This window comes from Faecalimonas sp. LCP19S3_D12 (assembly GCF_052121495.1).
Lineage (GTDB): Bacteria > Bacillota > Clostridia > Lachnospirales > Lachnospiraceae > Faecalimonas.
The window spans coordinates 17210-35399 of record NZ_JBQKED010000020.1 but is presented as its reverse complement, the minus strand read 5'-3'; the positions used below and the strand labels follow the sequence as shown (position 1 = coordinate 35399).

General features: G+C 42.3%; 12 protein-coding genes. 7 read left to right on the top strand and 5 right to left on the bottom strand.

All coding sequences use genetic code 11. The features are described 5' to 3' along the window. Positions 1-9 precede the first annotated feature (9 nt). The gene (locus ACTQXY_RS07820) at positions 10-5403 is read left to right on the top strand and encodes a glycosyl hydrolase family 95 catalytic domain-containing protein (protein WP_441659013.1); all 5394 of its coding nucleotides are present in this window, start codon (positions 10-12) and stop codon (positions 5401-5403) included. Positions 5404-5451: 48 nt separating this feature from the next. Here ACTQXY_RS07820 and ACTQXY_RS07815 read toward each other — a convergent pair whose 3' ends face one another. From ACTQXY_RS07815 to ACTQXY_RS07795, 5 genes are all read right to left on the bottom strand, one after another. Continuing rightward, entirely contained in the window at positions 5452-6675 is a 1224-nt protein-coding gene (locus ACTQXY_RS07815) for an FAD-dependent oxidoreductase (RefSeq protein ID WP_441659012.1), read from the bottom strand. After that, positions 6672-7124, bottom strand: coding sequence for a 4Fe-4S dicluster domain-containing protein (locus ACTQXY_RS07810; protein ID WP_441659011.1), 453 nt, complete (start codon positions 7122-7124; stop codon positions 6672-6674). The genes ACTQXY_RS07815 and ACTQXY_RS07810 overlap by 4 nt, the downstream gene beginning before the upstream one ends. An 11-nt stretch (positions 7125-7135) precedes the next feature. Then, positions 7136-9019: an anaerobic carbon-monoxide dehydrogenase catalytic subunit gene (cooS, locus tag ACTQXY_RS07805; protein WP_441659010.1), complete on the bottom strand. Its 1884-nt coding sequence runs from the start codon at positions 9017-9019 to the stop codon at positions 7136-7138. A gap of 86 nt (positions 9020-9105) precedes the next feature. Next, entirely contained in the window at positions 9106-9507 is a 402-nt protein-coding gene (locus tag ACTQXY_RS07800) for an Rrf2 family transcriptional regulator (RefSeq protein ID WP_441659009.1), read from the bottom strand. A gap of 190 nt (positions 9508-9697) precedes the next feature. After that, positions 9698-11122, bottom strand: coding sequence for a phospholipase D-like domain-containing protein (locus ACTQXY_RS07795; RefSeq protein ID WP_441659008.1), 1425 nt, complete (start codon positions 11120-11122; stop codon positions 9698-9700). A 319-nt stretch (positions 11123-11441) separates the two neighbouring features. Here ACTQXY_RS07795 and ACTQXY_RS07790 point away from each other — a divergent pair, with 319 nt between their 5' ends. The 6 genes from ACTQXY_RS07790 to ACTQXY_RS07765 all read left to right on the top strand — a co-directional run bounded on the left by ACTQXY_RS07790 (position 11442) and on the right by ACTQXY_RS07765 (position 18166). Further along, complete coding sequence (locus ACTQXY_RS07790; RefSeq protein WP_441659007.1) at positions 11442-13628, top strand: glucose PTS transporter subunit IIA; 2187 nt, start codon at positions 11442-11444, stop codon at positions 13626-13628. An 89-nt stretch (positions 13629-13717) separates the two neighbouring features. Further along, positions 13718-14551, top strand: a complete 834-nt coding sequence (locus ACTQXY_RS07785) for a PRD domain-containing protein (protein WP_441659006.1) — start codon at positions 13718-13720, stop codon at positions 14549-14551. Positions 14552-14577: 26 nt separating this feature from the next. Next, positions 14578-15252 (top strand): response regulator, encoded by a 675-nt coding sequence (locus tag ACTQXY_RS07780; protein ID WP_441659005.1) that lies wholly within the window; start codon positions 14578-14580, stop codon positions 15250-15252. Next, positions 15249-16613, top strand: a complete 1365-nt coding sequence (locus ACTQXY_RS07775) for an ATP-binding protein (protein ID WP_441659004.1) — start codon at positions 15249-15251, stop codon at positions 16611-16613. Before ACTQXY_RS07780 ends, ACTQXY_RS07775 begins: the two co-directional genes overlap by 4 nt. Before the next feature lie 82 nt (positions 16614-16695). Next, on the top strand, positions 16696-17325 hold the full coding sequence (locus ACTQXY_RS07770; RefSeq protein ID WP_441659003.1) for a PepSY domain-containing protein: 630 nt from the start codon (positions 16696-16698) through the stop codon (positions 17323-17325). 97 nt (positions 17326-17422) lie between these two features. Next, complete coding sequence (locus ACTQXY_RS07765; RefSeq protein WP_441659002.1) at positions 17423-18166, top strand: glycerophosphodiester phosphodiesterase family protein; 744 nt, start codon at positions 17423-17425, stop codon at positions 18164-18166. The last annotated feature ends 24 nt before the right edge of the window (positions 18167-18190 follow it).

Genomic DNA, 18190 nt, shown 5'->3' with positions numbered 1-18190 from the left:
AGGAGAATTATGGTGAAAAAAGGAATGAAGAAATTTCTTGCAGGAATGTGTGCAGTTCTGGTTATGCCGACAGGAACCGTACAAAATGTTCTTGCCAAACAACCGGAACAGGTATTGCCAGTGTCCGAAGAAAAAGCGATGAATCAAGAGTTGAAACTATGGTACAATTCGCCTGCGAACATTAATACGGCAGAATCAAGTAGCGGCGAATGGATGCAACAGTCCCTGCCTTTGGGCAATGGAAATCTGGGGAATTTAATTTTTGGCGGGATTGCAAAGGAAAGGATTCATTTCAACGAAAAGACATTGTGGACAGGCGGACCGTCACCAAAACGTCCGGATTACCAGTTCGGGAATAAGGCGACCGCCTATACGCAGGAAGAGATTCAGGAGTATCGGAATTTATTAGATGACAAATCTAAAAATGTATTTAATGATGACCCAAGTCTTGGAGGCTATGGAATGGGAGCGAAAATCAGGTTTCCGGGAGAAAATAACCTGAACAAAGGAACTTATCAAGATTTTGGAGATATCTGGCTTGATTTTTCAGAGATGGGAATCAATGATAAGAATGTAAAGGATTATCGGAGAGAGTTAGATATCCAGACCGGAATTGCGGCGACAGAGTTTTCCTACAAGGATGCGACGTATAAGCGGGAACATTTTGTGAGTAATCCGGATCAGGTGATGGTCACAGAGCTTTCGGCATCTGAAAAGGGAAAGCTTGATCTGAAAGTAAAGGTGAAGCTCAATAATGATGAACTAGAAGGAAAGACGACATTTGATAAAGAGAATCAGACATGCACGATCGAAGGGAAGGTAAAGGACAATGATCTGAAGTTTTGCACAACGATGAAGCTCGTTCTGACAGGTGGAAAACTGAGTGTAGATGAAAAGAATCAAGTCTATCAGATTCAGGATGCAGATCGGGTGATGATCGTGATGGCTGCAGAGACAGATTATAAGAATGATTATCCGACATATCGGGATAAGAACAAAGATTTAGAAAAAGTAGTCGCTGACCGTGTGAACAATGGGACGAAGAAATCCTATGATGAGTTGAAGGAAACGCATATTGCAGACCATCAGGGATTGTTTGACAGAGTAAGTCTGGATTTGGGCGAACAGCGCACATCAGTTCCGACAAACCAACTTGTAGATGAATATCGAAAAGGCAACTATTCACATTATCTGGAAGTGCTTGCATTTCAATATGGACGTTATCTGACAATAGCAGGTTCAAGAGGAACACTTCCAAGCAATCTTGTTGGATTGTGGACGGTTGGAAAGTCTGCCTGGACGGGGGATTATCACTTTAATGTAAATGTGCAGATGAATTACTGGCCGGTCTATGCGACGAATCTTGCAGAATGTGGGACAACATTTGTAGATTATATGGACAAGTTAAGAGAGCCGGGACGTCTGACTGCGGAAAGAGTGCACGGAATTGAAGGAGCAGTGAAAAATCATACTGGATTTACCGTACATACAGAGAACAATCCGTTTGGTATGACAGCGCCGACGAATGCACAGGAATATGGCTGGAATCCGACAGGGGCTGCATGGGCAATCCAAAATCTTTGGTGGCATTATGAGTTTACACAGGATGAGGCATATCTGAAGAATACGATTTATCCGATTATGAAAGAGGCAGCTCTGTTTTGGGATTCGTATCTCTGGACATCGAAGTACCAGAAAATTAACGATGAGAACTCGCCATATAACGGACAGAACAGACTTGTAGTTGCACCAAGTTTTTCAGAGGAGCAGGGACCGACAGCAATTGGTACAACTTATGACCAGTCACTTGTATGGGAATTGTATAATGAATGTATCAAGGCAGGAAAAATTGTCGGAGAAGATGAAGCACTTTTGAAATCATGGGAAGAAAAGATGCAAAAACTGGATCCGATTGAGATTAATGATACAAATGGAATCAAGGAGTGGTATGAGGAGACACGTGTCGGACAGAAGAACGGTCATAATAAATCTTATGCACAAGCAGGAAATCTTGCAGAAATCGAAGTTCCAAACAGCGGATGGAATATCGGACATCTGGGAGAACAAAGACATGCATCTCATTTGGTAGGTCTGTTCCCGGGAACATTGATCAACAAGGAGAATGAAGCGTATATGAATGCGGCAATCCAGTCTTTAACAGAGCGTGGAGAATACTCTACCGGCTGGTCAAAGGCAAATAAGATTAACCTTTGGGCAAGGACAGAGAATGGAGAGAAGGCATATACACTTTTGAATCATCTGATTGGAGGAAATTCTTCTGGGCTTCAGTATAATCTGTTTGATTCGCATGGTTCCGGCGGTGGAGATACTATGTTGAATGGAACTCCGGTATGGCAGATTGACGGTAACTTCGGTCTTACTTCCGGTGTGGCAGAGATGCTTGTGCAGTCACAGTCCGGCTACACACAGTTTCTTCCGGCAATTCCAAGCGCATGGGAGAAAGGTGAGGTACAGGGATTAAAAGCAAGAGGCAACTTCACAATCGGAGAAAAATGGGCAAATGGCATGGCAGAGACATTTACGGTATGCTATGACGGAGACAAAGAAAGCAGTACATTTGTAGGCTCTTATCAAGATATCACTTCTGCAAAAGTATATGCCGATGGAAAAGAAATTGCAGTGACAAAAGAGGAAGAAACAGGTCGTATTTCTTTTGAAGCGAAAGCAGGAAAGACTTATACAATTGACATGTCTGAGACAAATGTGGAGGAATTGAAAGAGCAGGCAACAGCATTTTTAAAACAGCTTCATCCGGATCTGCTCAAGATTAAAGAAGAACTGCAGTCAGCAATTGACCACTCTTTAAAAGAACTGGGAAGTATTCTGACAAAAGCAAAACAGATGGATCAATTATACCGCACATATCTGCAAGAAGCAGAGAACGTATATTATCTGACTGATCAGGAAGGACTTGCCTACAATGAGATTGATACTATTTACAATCAGTTGAGAGAATTACGCAATACGTTGCTGGAAAACACAGGGGATATGGAATACTATCAGAAGGCAGAAAGTCAGCTTACTGATACCGCGGCACAATTAGAAAAACAGATGGAGAACCGGGTGATTTCATTTAGCAAAGATTCCGGAATCATTGGGGAGGATCAGACACTTGCCTTGAGTAAGAGTGAGAAGGCTGCAAATTATGAGATCCGCTATACAACAGATGGAAGTGTTCCGAGAAAGACATCAGAAAACTACGAGAAACCACTTCAGTTGAGTGATCAGGAGGACACCGTTGTCAGAGCAGCATTGTTCTATAAAGAGCAGAGAGTCAGCCCAGTATATACGAAGAAATATATGACAGAAGGTATTGCTATAAATGATGTGACAGTATCACATACAACAGATTGGGGTGCGACTTATACAAAGGAAAAGATGATTGACGGAGACTCATCTACAAGATGGGCATCTAAGACGGTAGACAACTCTAAACAGATGGAAATTACATTGAAGCTGGCAAAAAAAGAACCGATTAGCCAGATGAAATTCGATTTGTTTGTATCTGATAAAAATGGTATTGGTGCTTTTGAAATTCAAGCGCTTGTAGATGGAACCTACCAGACAGTGTACGAAGGTACAAAGATGGGGGATATCAATGACAAGGTAGGCGATGTAGATGGTTCAAGTGGCGGCTATCACGCTTATTATTTGGCTGAATTCCCAGAAGTGACGACTGATTCTGTAAAAGTCATCTTGAAGGCAGGATTTGTAGGAGAACCGTCTCTATATGAGGTGACACCGCTTAATGTTGGCGTGGGGGCAGATGGGGCAGGTGATGCCACAGAATTAGATAGAATGCTTAAATTGGCAGAGGCGGCAGACAGAACCTCTGAATATTATGTGAATGCACAGCAGACATTAAAAGATGCATTTGAAGAAAGCATTTCAGATGGAAAAGAAATGTCGAAAGCGTCACAGGATGTGATAGATTCCAGAACTGAATTTTTATCAAACAGATATGATCGTCTTGGATTTGGAGAGACGGATAAATCGTCGTTGGAAGCACTGATTGCTCGGGCGGAAGAAGCGCTGAAAGGCGAGTATACGAATGAGTCTTTGTACCAGTTAAAGAAAGTGCTTGCAGAAGCAAAAGAAGTCTTGGCTGATGAGAGTGTAAAGCAGCCTACAGTCGATCAGATGACAGAGAAACTGCAAAAGGCATTAGGTAATTTAGAACAGGATGGATTTGAAGAGATACAGGTTCCTGCTAGCGAGTTACAAGGCTCTGGGAAATGGATTCAGGCAGGTAATTTTAAGGCGACAGCAGATGATAATGCAGGAGCATTGACCTATGAATTTAGCGGACACTCTATACAGGTCCCGACTGTAAAAGGAAATGACCACGGAGTCATCCGAGTGACGATTCAGGAGCAATCCGGCAAGCAAGTCTACCGAGAAGAAATTGATACATATGCGGCAGAACGAGCAGAGGGTGTAGAGCTGATGCAGGCAGAATTTTCAGAAGGTACATACACGATTCAGTTTGAACGTGTCGGAAAGAGTTCACAGGCGCCGAATACCAAAGGATGGGTTGAGGTTGGTGCACTGACAATTCGGAAAGAAAAGAAAGAAACTGTAGATAGAAGCAGGCTTGAAGAAGAATTGAAGATTTGCGAAGGTCTGAATGAAAAAGAGTATACAACAGAAAGCTGGACTGCACTTCAAGAAGTTGTAAAAAGTGCAACAGAACTTTTGGCAAAACCAGATGAAGAGACCTGTACATCTGAGATGAACGATAAAGCAGCGGAAGTAGAAGCGGCAAGAGCAAATCTCCAGAAAGTGACGGTAGATATATCGGAACTGAAAGAGGTCATTGAGACAGCGAAAGCAATTTCTTCGGAGGGATACACAAAAGAAAGTTTTGAGGCACTGAAGCAGGGTATCAGAGAAGCAGAGGCATTGTTAAATGGCACATATACACAGGATGAGGTAAATGAAAAGGCAGCCATTTTGAAACAGCGAATCAGTGGACTGCGTGCGGATAAGACGGCGCTTCAAGAAAAGTATGATAAGATTAAAGATATGACACAAGGTCAGGCGACAGATGCGTCATGGGAAGAATTTACAGGACTTAGAGAACAGGCGAAAAATGTATTGGACAATCCAAATGCAACACCGAGAGAGGTATCTGAAATCTTAGAAAAGCTGAACAAATTTGAATTTACATACAAGGATAAAGATAGCGGAGAAGAAGATAAAAAGGATCCGAATCCGGGCGTTTCGGGAGATTCCGAACAACAGGGAACTTCTGATACATCTCACAAAAAGGAGAGTGTAAAAACGGGAGACACTACAGCCGTTGCTGTTCCAATCGCAGGAATTGTGGGAGTGGCAGTATTGTTGTATGTGATGAGAAAAAGACGAAAAATAGAATCATAATATGTAAAAGCGGCTATGAGGCAAACTCACAGCCGCTTTCATTATTCGTTATATCTGATAGCAATACGCTCCATTTTCTTTGACTCCATAAAAATCGGCAAAGGAAAGATGGAAAATATCTTGTTCTTTTCCGGATAAATCAATCTGATTTTTGATTAAATACTGATAAATACCGGAATAGTCAATTTTTCCCTGTAGTAAGATGCTGTCAAGCTTCCCATCTCTGATGATGGCACGTCTGTAATTGTGAGCATCTTCCTCCTCAAGCACGATATCGCCTTCCTCAGCAACACCGCGACCGAGGGAGAGTGTGACAAGTCCGTAGAAGTTCATTGTGTTTTTCATGGCGTAGCGGTCTGTGTATTCCGCCTGTATTCCGCACATATTGAGCGCAGCAACCTGTCCCTGCTTCATTGCATTCGGCCAGATTCCGGAAAGACCGGTTACATCTCCTGCTGCAAAAATATTTGGGCAGTTTGTTTCCATGGTGTCAGAAACCTGAATAAAACGGTCTACATGGATTGGAGTATCAAGGGCGCATTCAACGGCAGGGCGCACACCGGCTGCAACGATCACCAGATCACAGTCAATTTTCGTTCCGTCATCAAGGAGAACAAAATCAATTGCGCCGGATTCGTTTATATGTGTCTCTGATGCTTTTTTGCCGAGAAGGAATTTGCAGCCATGTGATTCGAATAAAGTTCTGTACGCATTGCCGGCGGTCTCATTCAACTGAATCGGAAGAATGCGATCTGCCATTTCTACCACGGTGACATCTTTCCCCTGTTCTAAAAATGCATATGCAGCGTCCATGCCGACCAATCCGGAACCAACTACAAGGATGCGGTTCGCCTGATCAGCAAGAGGTCGGATTGCCTGTGCATCAGACAGGTGACGAAGGCCAAAGACATTGTTAGCTTCCCGAAACTGTCCGACTGGAGGAATAAAGCTGTTTGCTCCGGTTGCGATCAGCAGACGGTCAAATGAACAGCGTGTGTCATCTTCGAGAATAACTGCTTGTTCTGCCACATCGATGGTGCGGACAGATGCACTATTTCTCCACTGAATCCGATAAGTCTCAAAAAAGTCCGGTTCTACAAAGGACAACGTATCCTCATTCCGTTCGTGGCTCAGATAGCGATGGAGCATACAGCGGGAATGTACATGCTCATCCGTTGAAATCATCGTAATATCTGCATCTGGGTCATTTTCACGGATTGTTTTTGCGGCGGTAATACCAGCAACGCCGACTCCGATAATTACATGAATCATAAAGACACCTCCTCAACATAGATTGCTTTCTTTGGACAGGATTTCACACAGTTTGGTTCTGTGCCGTCCTCCATACAAAAATCACATTTGATGACTTTTGTGTGGGTTGCAGTATCTGCTTTTAAAACGCCGTAAGGACAGTTCATGACACACATAAAGCAAGAGCCGCATTTTTTTTCGTCGTAAGAGACAATTCCCGTTTTCGGATCTTTGGAGAGGGCGCCGCTCATGCAGGACATGACACACTCCGGTAGATCACAGTGTCTGCAGAAAATCGGGCGGTAACTGCCGTCCGGCATTTTCTCAATGTGATTTCGAGATTCATTGTGAATATCCGTAAGGTCTAAGTCATAGACGGTTCCAGGGGTACCCCGGTGTGCCTGCATGCATGCGACGGTGCAGTTTTTACAGCCGTCACAGAGAGAGGCATTGATCATAATTCTTCTCATAGCAGCACCTCCTATATCTGTAAGCCCTGACGTTTTTCTAAAATGATCTGTTCCAAAATATCGGCAGAGGCTTTTGCGTCATCGTTGATGATCACCTGTCCTCCAGTCAGTTCTTTCATATCCTCTGTCAGAACCTTCACGGCAGTCTTGCTTCCGGTTACAAATGGAGGAAGTCCAAGGTGAAGCGGAAGACCGAGAGCCAATCCGAAACATCCGTCAGCAAGTGCCTGCTCTTCCAGCCATTGAGCGGCAGACAGAACGAGCGGAAGTTGAGGAAGGTCAACACCAAGTTCTGCGGCAATCTCTGTCGCAACAATTTCAAGACGCCCGATTGCAAGGCAAGGACCAAAATTCAAAACAGGCGGAATATTCAGTTTCTGACAGACTGCACGAAGACGAGGTCCGGCTAATTCAGCAGCCTCCGGTGTCATCAGACCACAGTTTTCGATTCCTCCTGAGGAACATCCGGCTGTCAGCACAAGAATGTCACGCGAGATCAATTCTTTTGTAAGTTCCACACTTAAGACATCGTGTCCGCCGGCTGTTAAGTTGGAGCAGCCTACGACACCGGCAATTCCCTTGATTTCACCTGCTGCGAGCAGTTCGATGAGAGGAGTCCATTTCCCGCCGAGGAAGGATTTTAAAGAGCCTTCGCTTACGCCGGTTAACGTATGGTCATTTCCATGATCTTCCATCAGATTGAGCGGAACGCATCCTCGTCTTTCTTTGTAAGCTTCCACAATTTTATCGATGATGAGATCACTTTGTTCTGCGCGATGTTCAAATTCAAATGGCATCAATTCTGCATTTGCTTTTTTCGCCACATCATCCAGACAGATTTGTTTGATCTTCAGCTCGTCACAGATTGGCTCGATACCCGGAAGTGTACAGTTGAATTCGGATAAAACTACATCAATTGCTCCCGTTGCGAGAATCGCCTCGCTTGTGTAGTTGTTGCCTGCATGTCCGTCGAATACTTCTGTATAATGAGCGCCGCGGAGTTGTAAATCCTGTCCGACACAGGTACATCCAACTAACTTGAATCCTTTTGCACCAGCTGCCAAAGCTTTCTTTTTCACCTCTTCAGAGATGAGTTTTTCCTGCAGATCAACAAAAATCGTGTGTTGATGTCCGGTGATCATGATATTGATGTAATCAGGATCAATGACACGAAGTCCGACCGGAGCAAGGCGAAGTTCTGGCTGCCCAAGAAGGACGTCATTGAGAAGATTGGTCAGTGTCAGTCCGTATACGCCGGTTGAAATTCCAAGTTTTAGACAGTCAGTCAGCATATCGACAGGATCAGAGTTTAAGTTTGTGGAACATTTAACCACGCCTTTGAATACCTCTGCCTTTGCGCCGCCCGGCATGATACCAAGCTCTTTCCAGCGCTTGATGCGTGGAGCATATGCAATCTTTTCAATCAACTCAGCGGATATATATTCTGGTTTGTATAAGTCCGCAAGAACAGCATCGGCAACTTTTTCGGCTTTTACATAGATATCATCATCTGTAATACCGAATAATTCAGCAAGATGCTCCAATGATTCCAATCCTTTTAATTCACCACGGATCTGAGCAGTTTTTTTCAAATTCAATGCAGTATTTTCTACAATATGTATATAACATCCACTGCCAGAAGCGACTGCTCTTAAAAAGTTTCTTGTGACAATTGTGTCTGCGTTGGCGCCACAGATTCCTCTTGGAGATTCCGGTGTAATACGGCAAGGTCCGTTGGAGCAGAGACGGCAACAGACACCTTGAAGACCAAAGCCGCATTTGGTGCTCTGTCCGTCTACGCGGTGATGAGAAGTCTCCATTGGAAGAGAGCGGATAAATCCTTCTAAAGGTTTATCTGCACTGCTGCAAGTTGTACATCCATAACATTGATTCATTGTAAAATCCTCCTTTTTAAAACTTGACTAAAATAGTAAAGATTAAAACCGAAAAATATGCCTGGCACATTTTTCGAATATACAAATTATCCGAAAAATAATTCGGATAAAGATTTCTGACGCATCTCCTGCAAAAGCATGGATTGCAGGCGGCAGAATTCCCGATGTACCAGACATGGTTTTTGCTGACTGTTCATAGAACAGTGGTAGCCTTTCTTCATACACTCCAAAAGCAGAATATCAGGATCTACGGAAGCACAGATGTCATAGAGAGAAATCTCAGACAATGCTCGGTTTAGGCAATATCCGCCATTTGTGCCGCGACAGCTTTTTAAAATCCCCTGTTTTTCCAGCTTTCTTGTAATCTTGTATGTCATTGCAGAAGGAAGCTGTTCCGCTGCACAGATATTTGAGACGCTGACAAGCTCTCCGCTTGAGAGTGCACGTATAATTCGAATTGCGTAATCGCATTCTTTCGTAAACAGCATAAAATCATACCTCTTGAGTAATTTAGTTTTTTCTTGTTCGGGTTGTATTTACTATATAATACTGGATTTAAATGGTCAAGTATATGAGGGGGACTTGTAAAAAATCGGAAATATATACAAAAAAAGGAATTGTTTGTCTATGTTTTAACAAATAAAACTATGCAATATAGACAAAACAAAGCATTGCGTATTATAAGAATCTTCGAAGAGGAATGGTTATTACACGCAGTACGGCATAGAAGACCTGTTTCCCGAAACTTAAATCTTTGGAGTGATAGTTTTCACCGTAATCATATTCTCCGTCACTTCCCATTGTTTTGCTGTATGTTTTGTCACGTTTCATCTCATCTTTGATGATGGAATTTAATTCTGGGCAGTCTACTGCAAGCATCAGTTCGGTGTCTTGATAAGTGCTTCGCATATCCATATTATAAGACCCTACAATGCTCATGCGGTCATCAATCAAAACAGCTTTTGTGTGACAGGAATGTTCTCCCATAAATTCATAGACACGGGCGCCTGTCTCCCAGATGTTCTTTTTCTGGTTTAGATAATCTGTGCATCCCCAAGGATTTGCACCGCTTGCCACATCATTTGTGATGATTTCCACCGGAATCTTCTTTTCGTGAAGTGCTGTCAAATCCTGATACATCTCTTTTCCGCAAATAATATAAGGGGTGTAGATATGCACCTGTTCGCCTTGCATCATGAGCTGATGGATAGAATACCACATCCAAGGTTCTTTGTTCGCGGACTCGATTGGATTGGAGAGCAAAGAGACTTTATTTGTCTGCAGTGTAAGTGTTTCATAGTCCCATGTACTGTAAGCATCCGGATATTTTTCTTTCAGAGAAGCGTATCGATTTTCTAGTTTTGTTTTGCAGTCTTGAATCTTTTTGGTCATTTTTTTGCACCTATATTCTTTGCTGTCAGAAAGAGACCAGACAGATTCAAAATAGTCAGTGAGCTGGAGGATGGAAGAAGAGTCGTTTTCAGCCGTCTCATAGACAAATAATTCACGATCAATATTCTTGGACTTGGAGTAGTCGCCGAGAAATAAATTTGTCGTATTTCTTCCGCCGAGCAGATACATTTTCCGGTCGACAATGACGTATTTGTCATGCATCCTTGCCTGTAGGTTCCAAGGTTTTAAAAGATTTATAGGATTGTAGATACGAATGGATACGTTTTCGTGCGAGGCAAGTGCCTGAAACCAGGGATTTCGTTTTACATCTAAAAATCCGCTGATCCCGTCAACGAGAATGCGAACTGAGACGCCACGGTCAGCAGCGTGCAGCAGAGATGCCATCATATCCTGCCCAGATTTGTCCGCATTAAAATCAAAAGTAGAAAGGATAATTTCGTCTTTTGCCTCATCAAGCATATGTAACCGATACAATAAGGCATCTGTGTTGTCATTGATATATGCAACCCGTTCCGTACCGGCAGTATCACTGTAAAATGACCGTCTTGCGAACTCGTTCTGATAAGATGCAGAGACCTTCTTGTGCTGAATATATGGGATGGCAAGCAGTGCAATATAAATTAGTAAAAAGAGAAGTAAAATCTTTCCGATTGGTAAGTTTCTGAGTGAAAATAAGTGTTTCTTTTCCATAATAAAAATCCCTCCTGTATGCTAGTATAAATCGAAATATGCCTTTTGTGTTGGATTTGAAATATTAAATTTTTAGAAAGCGAGCTAATGTTTATAGGGCAGAGTGGGAACAGGGAGAAAAAATAAATTGACATTTACGGATGAAGCACTTATAATACAAACATATTAGGTGTGTAACTGTACGGCAGGCATTAACCTTACATGAACGTTATTTTGGATGTTTTTGTAGGTTAATGCTTTTTTATTGTATAAATATATCTAAAACTCCAAAGTATCTTCATAAGAGCCAAACAAGTCAACAAGAAAGGGGAAAAGAAAGGTGAAAGACAAGATTTTTGGTGTTTTACAGAGAATCGGAAGATCTTTTATGCTTCCGATCGCAATTCTTCCAGTGGCAGGTCTGCTGCTTGGAATTGGAAGTTCGTTTACAAATGAGACAACAATTGCCACATACGGACTTCAGAAAATATTAGGAGATGGAACGGTGCTCCATGCACTGCTTACGATCATGAATAAGGTCGGAAGTGCGGTGTTTGATAATCTGCCGTTGATTTTTGCGGTTGGTGTTGCAATTGGGATGGCAAAAAAAGAAAAAGAGGTTGCGGCATTATCTGCATTGATTGCATATTTTGTCATGAATGTAGCAATCAATGGTATGCTGGTAGTAACAGGGGAAATTACAGCGGATGGGCAGATAGCCAAAGATGTGCTGGAAGGAACGATTGCATCTGTATGTGGAATCCAGTCTCTTCAGATGGGGGTATTTGGAGGTATCATTGTCGGACTTGGTGTTGCGGCGCTCCATAACCGTTTCCACAAAATTGTACTTCCGAATGCATTGTCATTTTTTGGAGGTTCCAGATTCGTTCCGATTATCTCTACAATTGTGTATATGTTTGTGGGAATTGGCATGTATTTTGTGTGGCCGCCGGTTCAGAACGGCATCTATGCGCTTGGAGGATTAGTTACCGGAAGCGGATATGCAGGAACTTTGATTTTTGGTATTATTAAGCGTGCCTTGATTCCGTTCGGACTGCATCATGTATTTTACATGCCGTTTTGGCAGACAGGTGTCGGCGGAAGTATGGAAGTGGCTGGACAGGTTGTGCAGGGAGGTCAGAATATCTTCTTTGCCCAATTGGCGGATTCGGCGAATATCGCACACTTCAGTGCAGATGCTACCAGATATTTTTCCGGTGAATTTATTTTTATGATCTTTGGACTTCCGGGTGCAGCACTTGCGATGTACCGCTGTGCAAAACCGGAAAAAAGAAAAGCAGCAGGTGGATTACTGCTCTCAGCAGCTTTGACATGTATGCTGACCGGTATTACAGAGCCATTGGAATTTTCATTCTTATTCGTGGCGCCGGCATTGTTTGTCGTTCAGGTAATCTTAGCAGGTTCTGCGTACATGGTGGCGCATATTCTGAATATCGCGGTAGGACTTACATTTTCAGGAGGATTCCTTGATTTCTTCCTGTTTGGAATTTTACAGGGAAATGAAAAGACAAGCTGGATGAGAGTCATTCCGGTTGGAATTATTTACTTTATTTTATACTATGCGATTTTCACATTTATGATCAAGAAGTTCAACTTTAAGACACCAGGACGTGAGGATGACGATTCAGAGACAAAACTGTACACAAAAGCAGATGTAAATGCAAGAAAAAAAGGAAACCAAGTGACAGGGAATCAGGCGCAGGCAGATCCAGTGAGCGCATTGATTACCAAAGGACTTGGTGGAAAGGCAAATATCAGAGATGTGGACTGCTGTGCAACAAGACTTCGTATTACAGTTAAGGACGCAGGAAAAGTAAATGAGGATGTTTTAAAGCAGAGTGGTTCCAGAGGAATCGTAAAAAAAGGTCAGGGAGTGCAGATTATCTATGGACCACAGGTAACCGTGATCAAGGCGAATCTGGAAGACTATTTGGAAACAGCAGAGGATAGTTTTGAACAGACAGAAGAGGTGATTGGGAGTCCTTCTTCAGAGGAGAACGCTGTGACAGAGAAAACAGTCAAAGACGAAGGAAAAGTGACAGAGACAATCATCATATCAAGTCCGATTACTGGGAAAGCGATGGAAGTAGCAAAGATACCGGATGAAGGATTTGCAGGAAAGATGATGGGAGACGGTGCAGGTGTGACACCAACAGAGGCAGAAATCGTGGCACCGGAAGATGGTGTGGTTGCATTTGTATTTGAAACAAAACATGCACTTGGATTCCAGACGGACTCAGGTCTTGAGATGCTTTTGCATATCGGAATCGACACAGTTGCACTGAATGGACAGGGATTTGAAGTGTTTGTAGAAAATGGTCAGAGTGTGAAAAAGGGAGAACTGTTGATGAAAATAGATATCTCATATCTGACAGAACATGCGCCGTCTCTGTGCTCACCGGTTCTTTGTACAGATTTGAAAGAAAACCAAAAAGTGAGACTGCTTGCTAAAGGCGAGGTGAAAGCAGGGGAACCATTGTTTGCAGTGGATTGTTACGAGAAATAAAAAGTTTGGAGCGGACCGGAAAGGTCCGCTTTACTTTTTTCATGGATTTTGTTACCCTAGTATCAGAAGAAAAAATCTGGGGGAATATCATGTACAGGGTGAGCAAAGTCTTAAATAATAATGGTGTGATAGCAATTAATATGGAAGAAAATATAGAATATGTACTGTTGGGAAAAGGGATTGGCTTTGGAAAGAAGATCAGTGAGAGGTTCGAAGCGCCAGAAGGATGTGCGAGATATTCTCTGCGGGAGAATACGGAGCGGGGCAGCGCGAAGGAATTGGCAAAAAGTATCGTTCCGGAATATTTGGAAATTGCCAATGCGATTCTTGTAGAAGCAGAAGAAAAGTTCGGACGTATCGACAGAAGAATTCTGTTTCCATTGGCAGATCACATTTCTTTTGCGGTAGAGCGAATCAGACATGGAGAGCAGATCAGCAATCCGTTGACAGAAGATATCCGGGCGCTGTTTGGCAGTGAATATCAGGTTGCATCCAAGTTAAAAGAGATTCTGAAAGAACGGGTTTCCGTGGAGATTGATGCACATGAGATCGGCTACGTAGCGCTCCATATCCATTCTGCGATTGAAGATGAGAATGTGTCGATGGCAATGCAGATGGCAAGGGCAGTTCGAGAATGTGTGAAAATATTGGAGCAGGAGACCGGAAAGAATATTGATGTGAGCTCGCTTTCCTATAATAGGTTGATGAACCATGTAAAATACATGTTCATACGGGCAATCAAGAAAGAGAGCATCAAATTGGATATGAATGATTATATGCAAGAGAATCATCCGGAAGCATTTCGTCTGGGCACATTAGTCTGTCAGGATATTGAAAAAGAGTGTGCGATTCGATTGGAGAAGATGGAAGTGGGATATCTTGCGATGCATATCGAGCGAGTATACTCTGGCATATCTGAGTAAGATGTGAAGAAAGGAAGGTGGATTTTATGCGTATTTTAATCGCAGAAGATGAGAGAAATTTGAATCAAATTATCACAGAACGTCTGAAAAAAGAGCACTACAGTGTAGATTCGTGCTTTGACGGAGAGGAGGCGCTCGACTATCTTGCCGCAGCGCCTTATGATGTAGTGATATTGGATATTATGATGCCAAAGTTAGACGGACTGTCAGTCCTAAGAAAGATGCGAAACCGAAATGAAAATACACCGGTTTTGCTTTTGACGGCAAAAGACAGTGTGGAAGATCGGGTAAAAGGGTTAGATGCAGGGGCGAATGATTACCTTGTGAAACCATTTGCGTTTGAAGAATTATTGGCAAGAGTCCGTGTGCTTGTGCGAAAAACCGCTGCTGTGCAGAAGACCTGCTATGAAGTCGGCGGTCTGGAAGTACATGTGGATACGCATCAGGTACTGCGAAACGGAAAAGAGGTTGCACTTTCCAGTAAGGAATTTGCATTGCTTAGATATATGGTACAGAATGAAGGAATCGTGCTTTCCAGAGAAAAATTGGAGCAGCATCTTTGGAATTATGATTATATGGGCAGCTCTAACGTGGTGGATGTATATATCCGGTATCTGCGCAAGAAGATTGACGAAGGATTTGAACCGAAACTGATCCATACCGTTCGGGGAGCAGGATATGTATTGAGGGTGAGTGGATGAAAAAATTATCATTAAAAGTAAAATTAACACTTTTGTATACCGCTTGTATGGTTTTTATAATTGGAGTTATCTTTGCAATTTTGTTTTCAATCAGTAATCGGGAGGTGCTGGCATCCACACAGATGAAACTGAAAAACCGAGTTCAGGAGAGTATGGATGAGGTTGAGTGGGATGATAAAGAATTGGAGATTGATTCAGATTTTTATCAGGTGGAAGACAATGTATATCTGGCAATGTATGATCAAAACTCTAATTTCCTGTATGGAAAACTGCCATCTGGATTTACGCAGCCAATGGAGTTTTTAAACGATGAGGTTCAAAGAATAAAAGAACATCAGAAAGAGTGGTATGTATATGACCTGCAGCTTCAGTTCAGAGGAAACAGTGTCTATATTCGTGGAATCACCTCAGTTACTGATGCGGAAGAAAGTTTTTTGATAACGATCCGCATTGCGTTGATATTGCTTCCGTTGACGGTTCTAATAGTCGGAATCTTAGTGTATCGAATGGCGAGAAGAACATTGCTTCCAGTAAAAACAATCACAGAGACAGTGCAGGAGATTCGCCAAGATACGGATTTGTCAAAAAGAGTTGGACTATATAAAGGAAATGGGGAAAAGAATCGGGACGAAATCGTATATTTAGCACAGACATTTGATGAGATGTTGGAAGAATTGGAAAAAGTATTTCAAAGGGAAAAACAATTTACATCTGATGTGTCGCATGAATTGCGCACGCCTGTAAGCGTAATTTTGGCACAGTGTGAAGAATGTCTGTCAGATGAGAGCTTTAATGAACAGCAGCATAAGCAGGTGGAGTTGATACAGAAAAAAGCGCGGACAGTAGCGGAGTTGATATCTCATTTGTTGATGCTTTCAAGGGCGGATCAGGGGAAAGTGGAACTACATCCAGAGCATGTGAATGTAAGTGAGCTTTTGGAGATGATTGTGGAAGAGCAGCAGATACTTGCTAAAGAACGAGATATGACGATTCAGGCGAGGATTGAACCTGGTCTATATGCAGAATTAGATGAGACACTTTATATCCGAATGATGGATAATCTGTTTTCGAATGCAATTGCATACGGAAGAGAAGGTGGAATCATAGAGGTAACTCTGAAAGAAGAAAAAGAGGGGTTGTGCGGCAAGGTGACAGATGATGGTATCGGAATTTCCGGGGAACATCTCGCGCATATTTGGGAGCGGTTCTACCGCATAGATGTGTCGCGCACAGGAGGGAATCATTCTGGGCTTGGACTGTCTATGGTAAAATGGATTGTGGAAATACACGGTGGAAAAATAGAAGTGGAGAGTATGCCGGGAGAGGGAAGCACATTTACCTATGTATTTCCGCAAAATTAAAAAAGTTATAGTTTTTAATCTTTCTTTAATCTTCAGTGGGTATACTAACCACATAAAAACAAAAAAGAAGGAGATATAAATTATGAAGAAAAGATACATTGGAATGATAACAGGTGGAGCAGCGGTAGCAGTTGTGTTGATTGGAGGCGTATCAGCATATGCAATATGGAATCAGAGAGATATCGGAGAAGAGCAGGCAAAACAAATTGCATACAAAGATGCAGGGATTTCGGAAAAGGATGTGGATAGAGTACACATTTTAAAAGATCGAGATGACGGAAGATACGTATATGAAATTGGATTTGTAGAAAGTACATATCAGCACGATTATGAAATTGCAGCTTCAAACGGAAAAATTTTGAGCAAAGAAGTAGAACAGGTAGAATTCGTTCAAAACAGAACAGGGAATTTACAACAAGGACAGCAAGGGACACAGGAACAAGCAAACATGAATGAGCAGCAAACAGCTCAAACAAATATAAATGGTCGGCAGACGGTTCAGGTAAGTATAGAATCCGCAACTCAAATGGTGCTTGATAAAGTTCCGGGAGCGACGAGTGATCAGCTTAGAATCAACTTAGATTATGATGACGGCATCAGCAAATATGAAGGAGAATTACGTTATGAAGGCTTCGAATATGATTTTGAAATAGATGCCAGTTCTGGAACATTTTTAGAGTGGGCAGAAGAAAAACAAGATTTGTGGGACTAATAAATTAAGAAAGTTTTTTTGCAGTGAAGTTGTTTTTTGAAATGGAGATCAGGATTGCTTATACTAAAAGAAAAATGTATGTGGGAGTGGAACTGTTATGACAAAAATATTTGCACATAGAGGGGCGAGTGGCTACGCACCAGAAAACACGCTGGAAGCATTTGCCCTTGCAATGGACATAGGCGCAGATGGAATCGAGTTGGATGTACAGATGACAAAAGATGGTGAAGTTGTCGTAATCCATGATGAGACGATTAACCGTGTAAGTGACGGCAAGGGAAGGGTTAAAGATTATACGCTGGCGCAATTGCGAGAGTTTTCATTTGATAATCATATGGAAGGCTATGGGCATGTTTCCATTCCTACCCTAAAAGAGGTATTGGAGTTGGTGAGACCAAGTAAGATGGATGTCAATATTGAATTGAAAACGGGAATTTACTGGTATCCGACTTTGGAAGAAAAGGTGATGGAAATTGTAAAAAACTGTGGGATGGAGGAACGGGTGATCTATTCGTCATTTAATCATTACAGTGTACAGAAAATTCGACAGCTGGATTCGAAGGCAGAGAGTGCCTACTTGTACAGTGATGTGATATTAGATGTGGAAAACTATGCAAAAAGAACCGGTGTCTGTGGATTGCATCCAGCTGTGTATCATCTCAAAATGGCTGGTTTTATGGAAAAATATAAGGATAGTAGTTGTAAAGTGCGAGTGTGGACCGTAGATGATATACAGGATATGCATTTGTTTATCCGGCATGAATTGGAGGCAGTGATCACGAATTATCCAGATAAAGCACTAGAAATTCGCAGAAAATATGAACAACATTTTTTGCATTAAAATTAAGAAAAGAGGAGGAAAAGG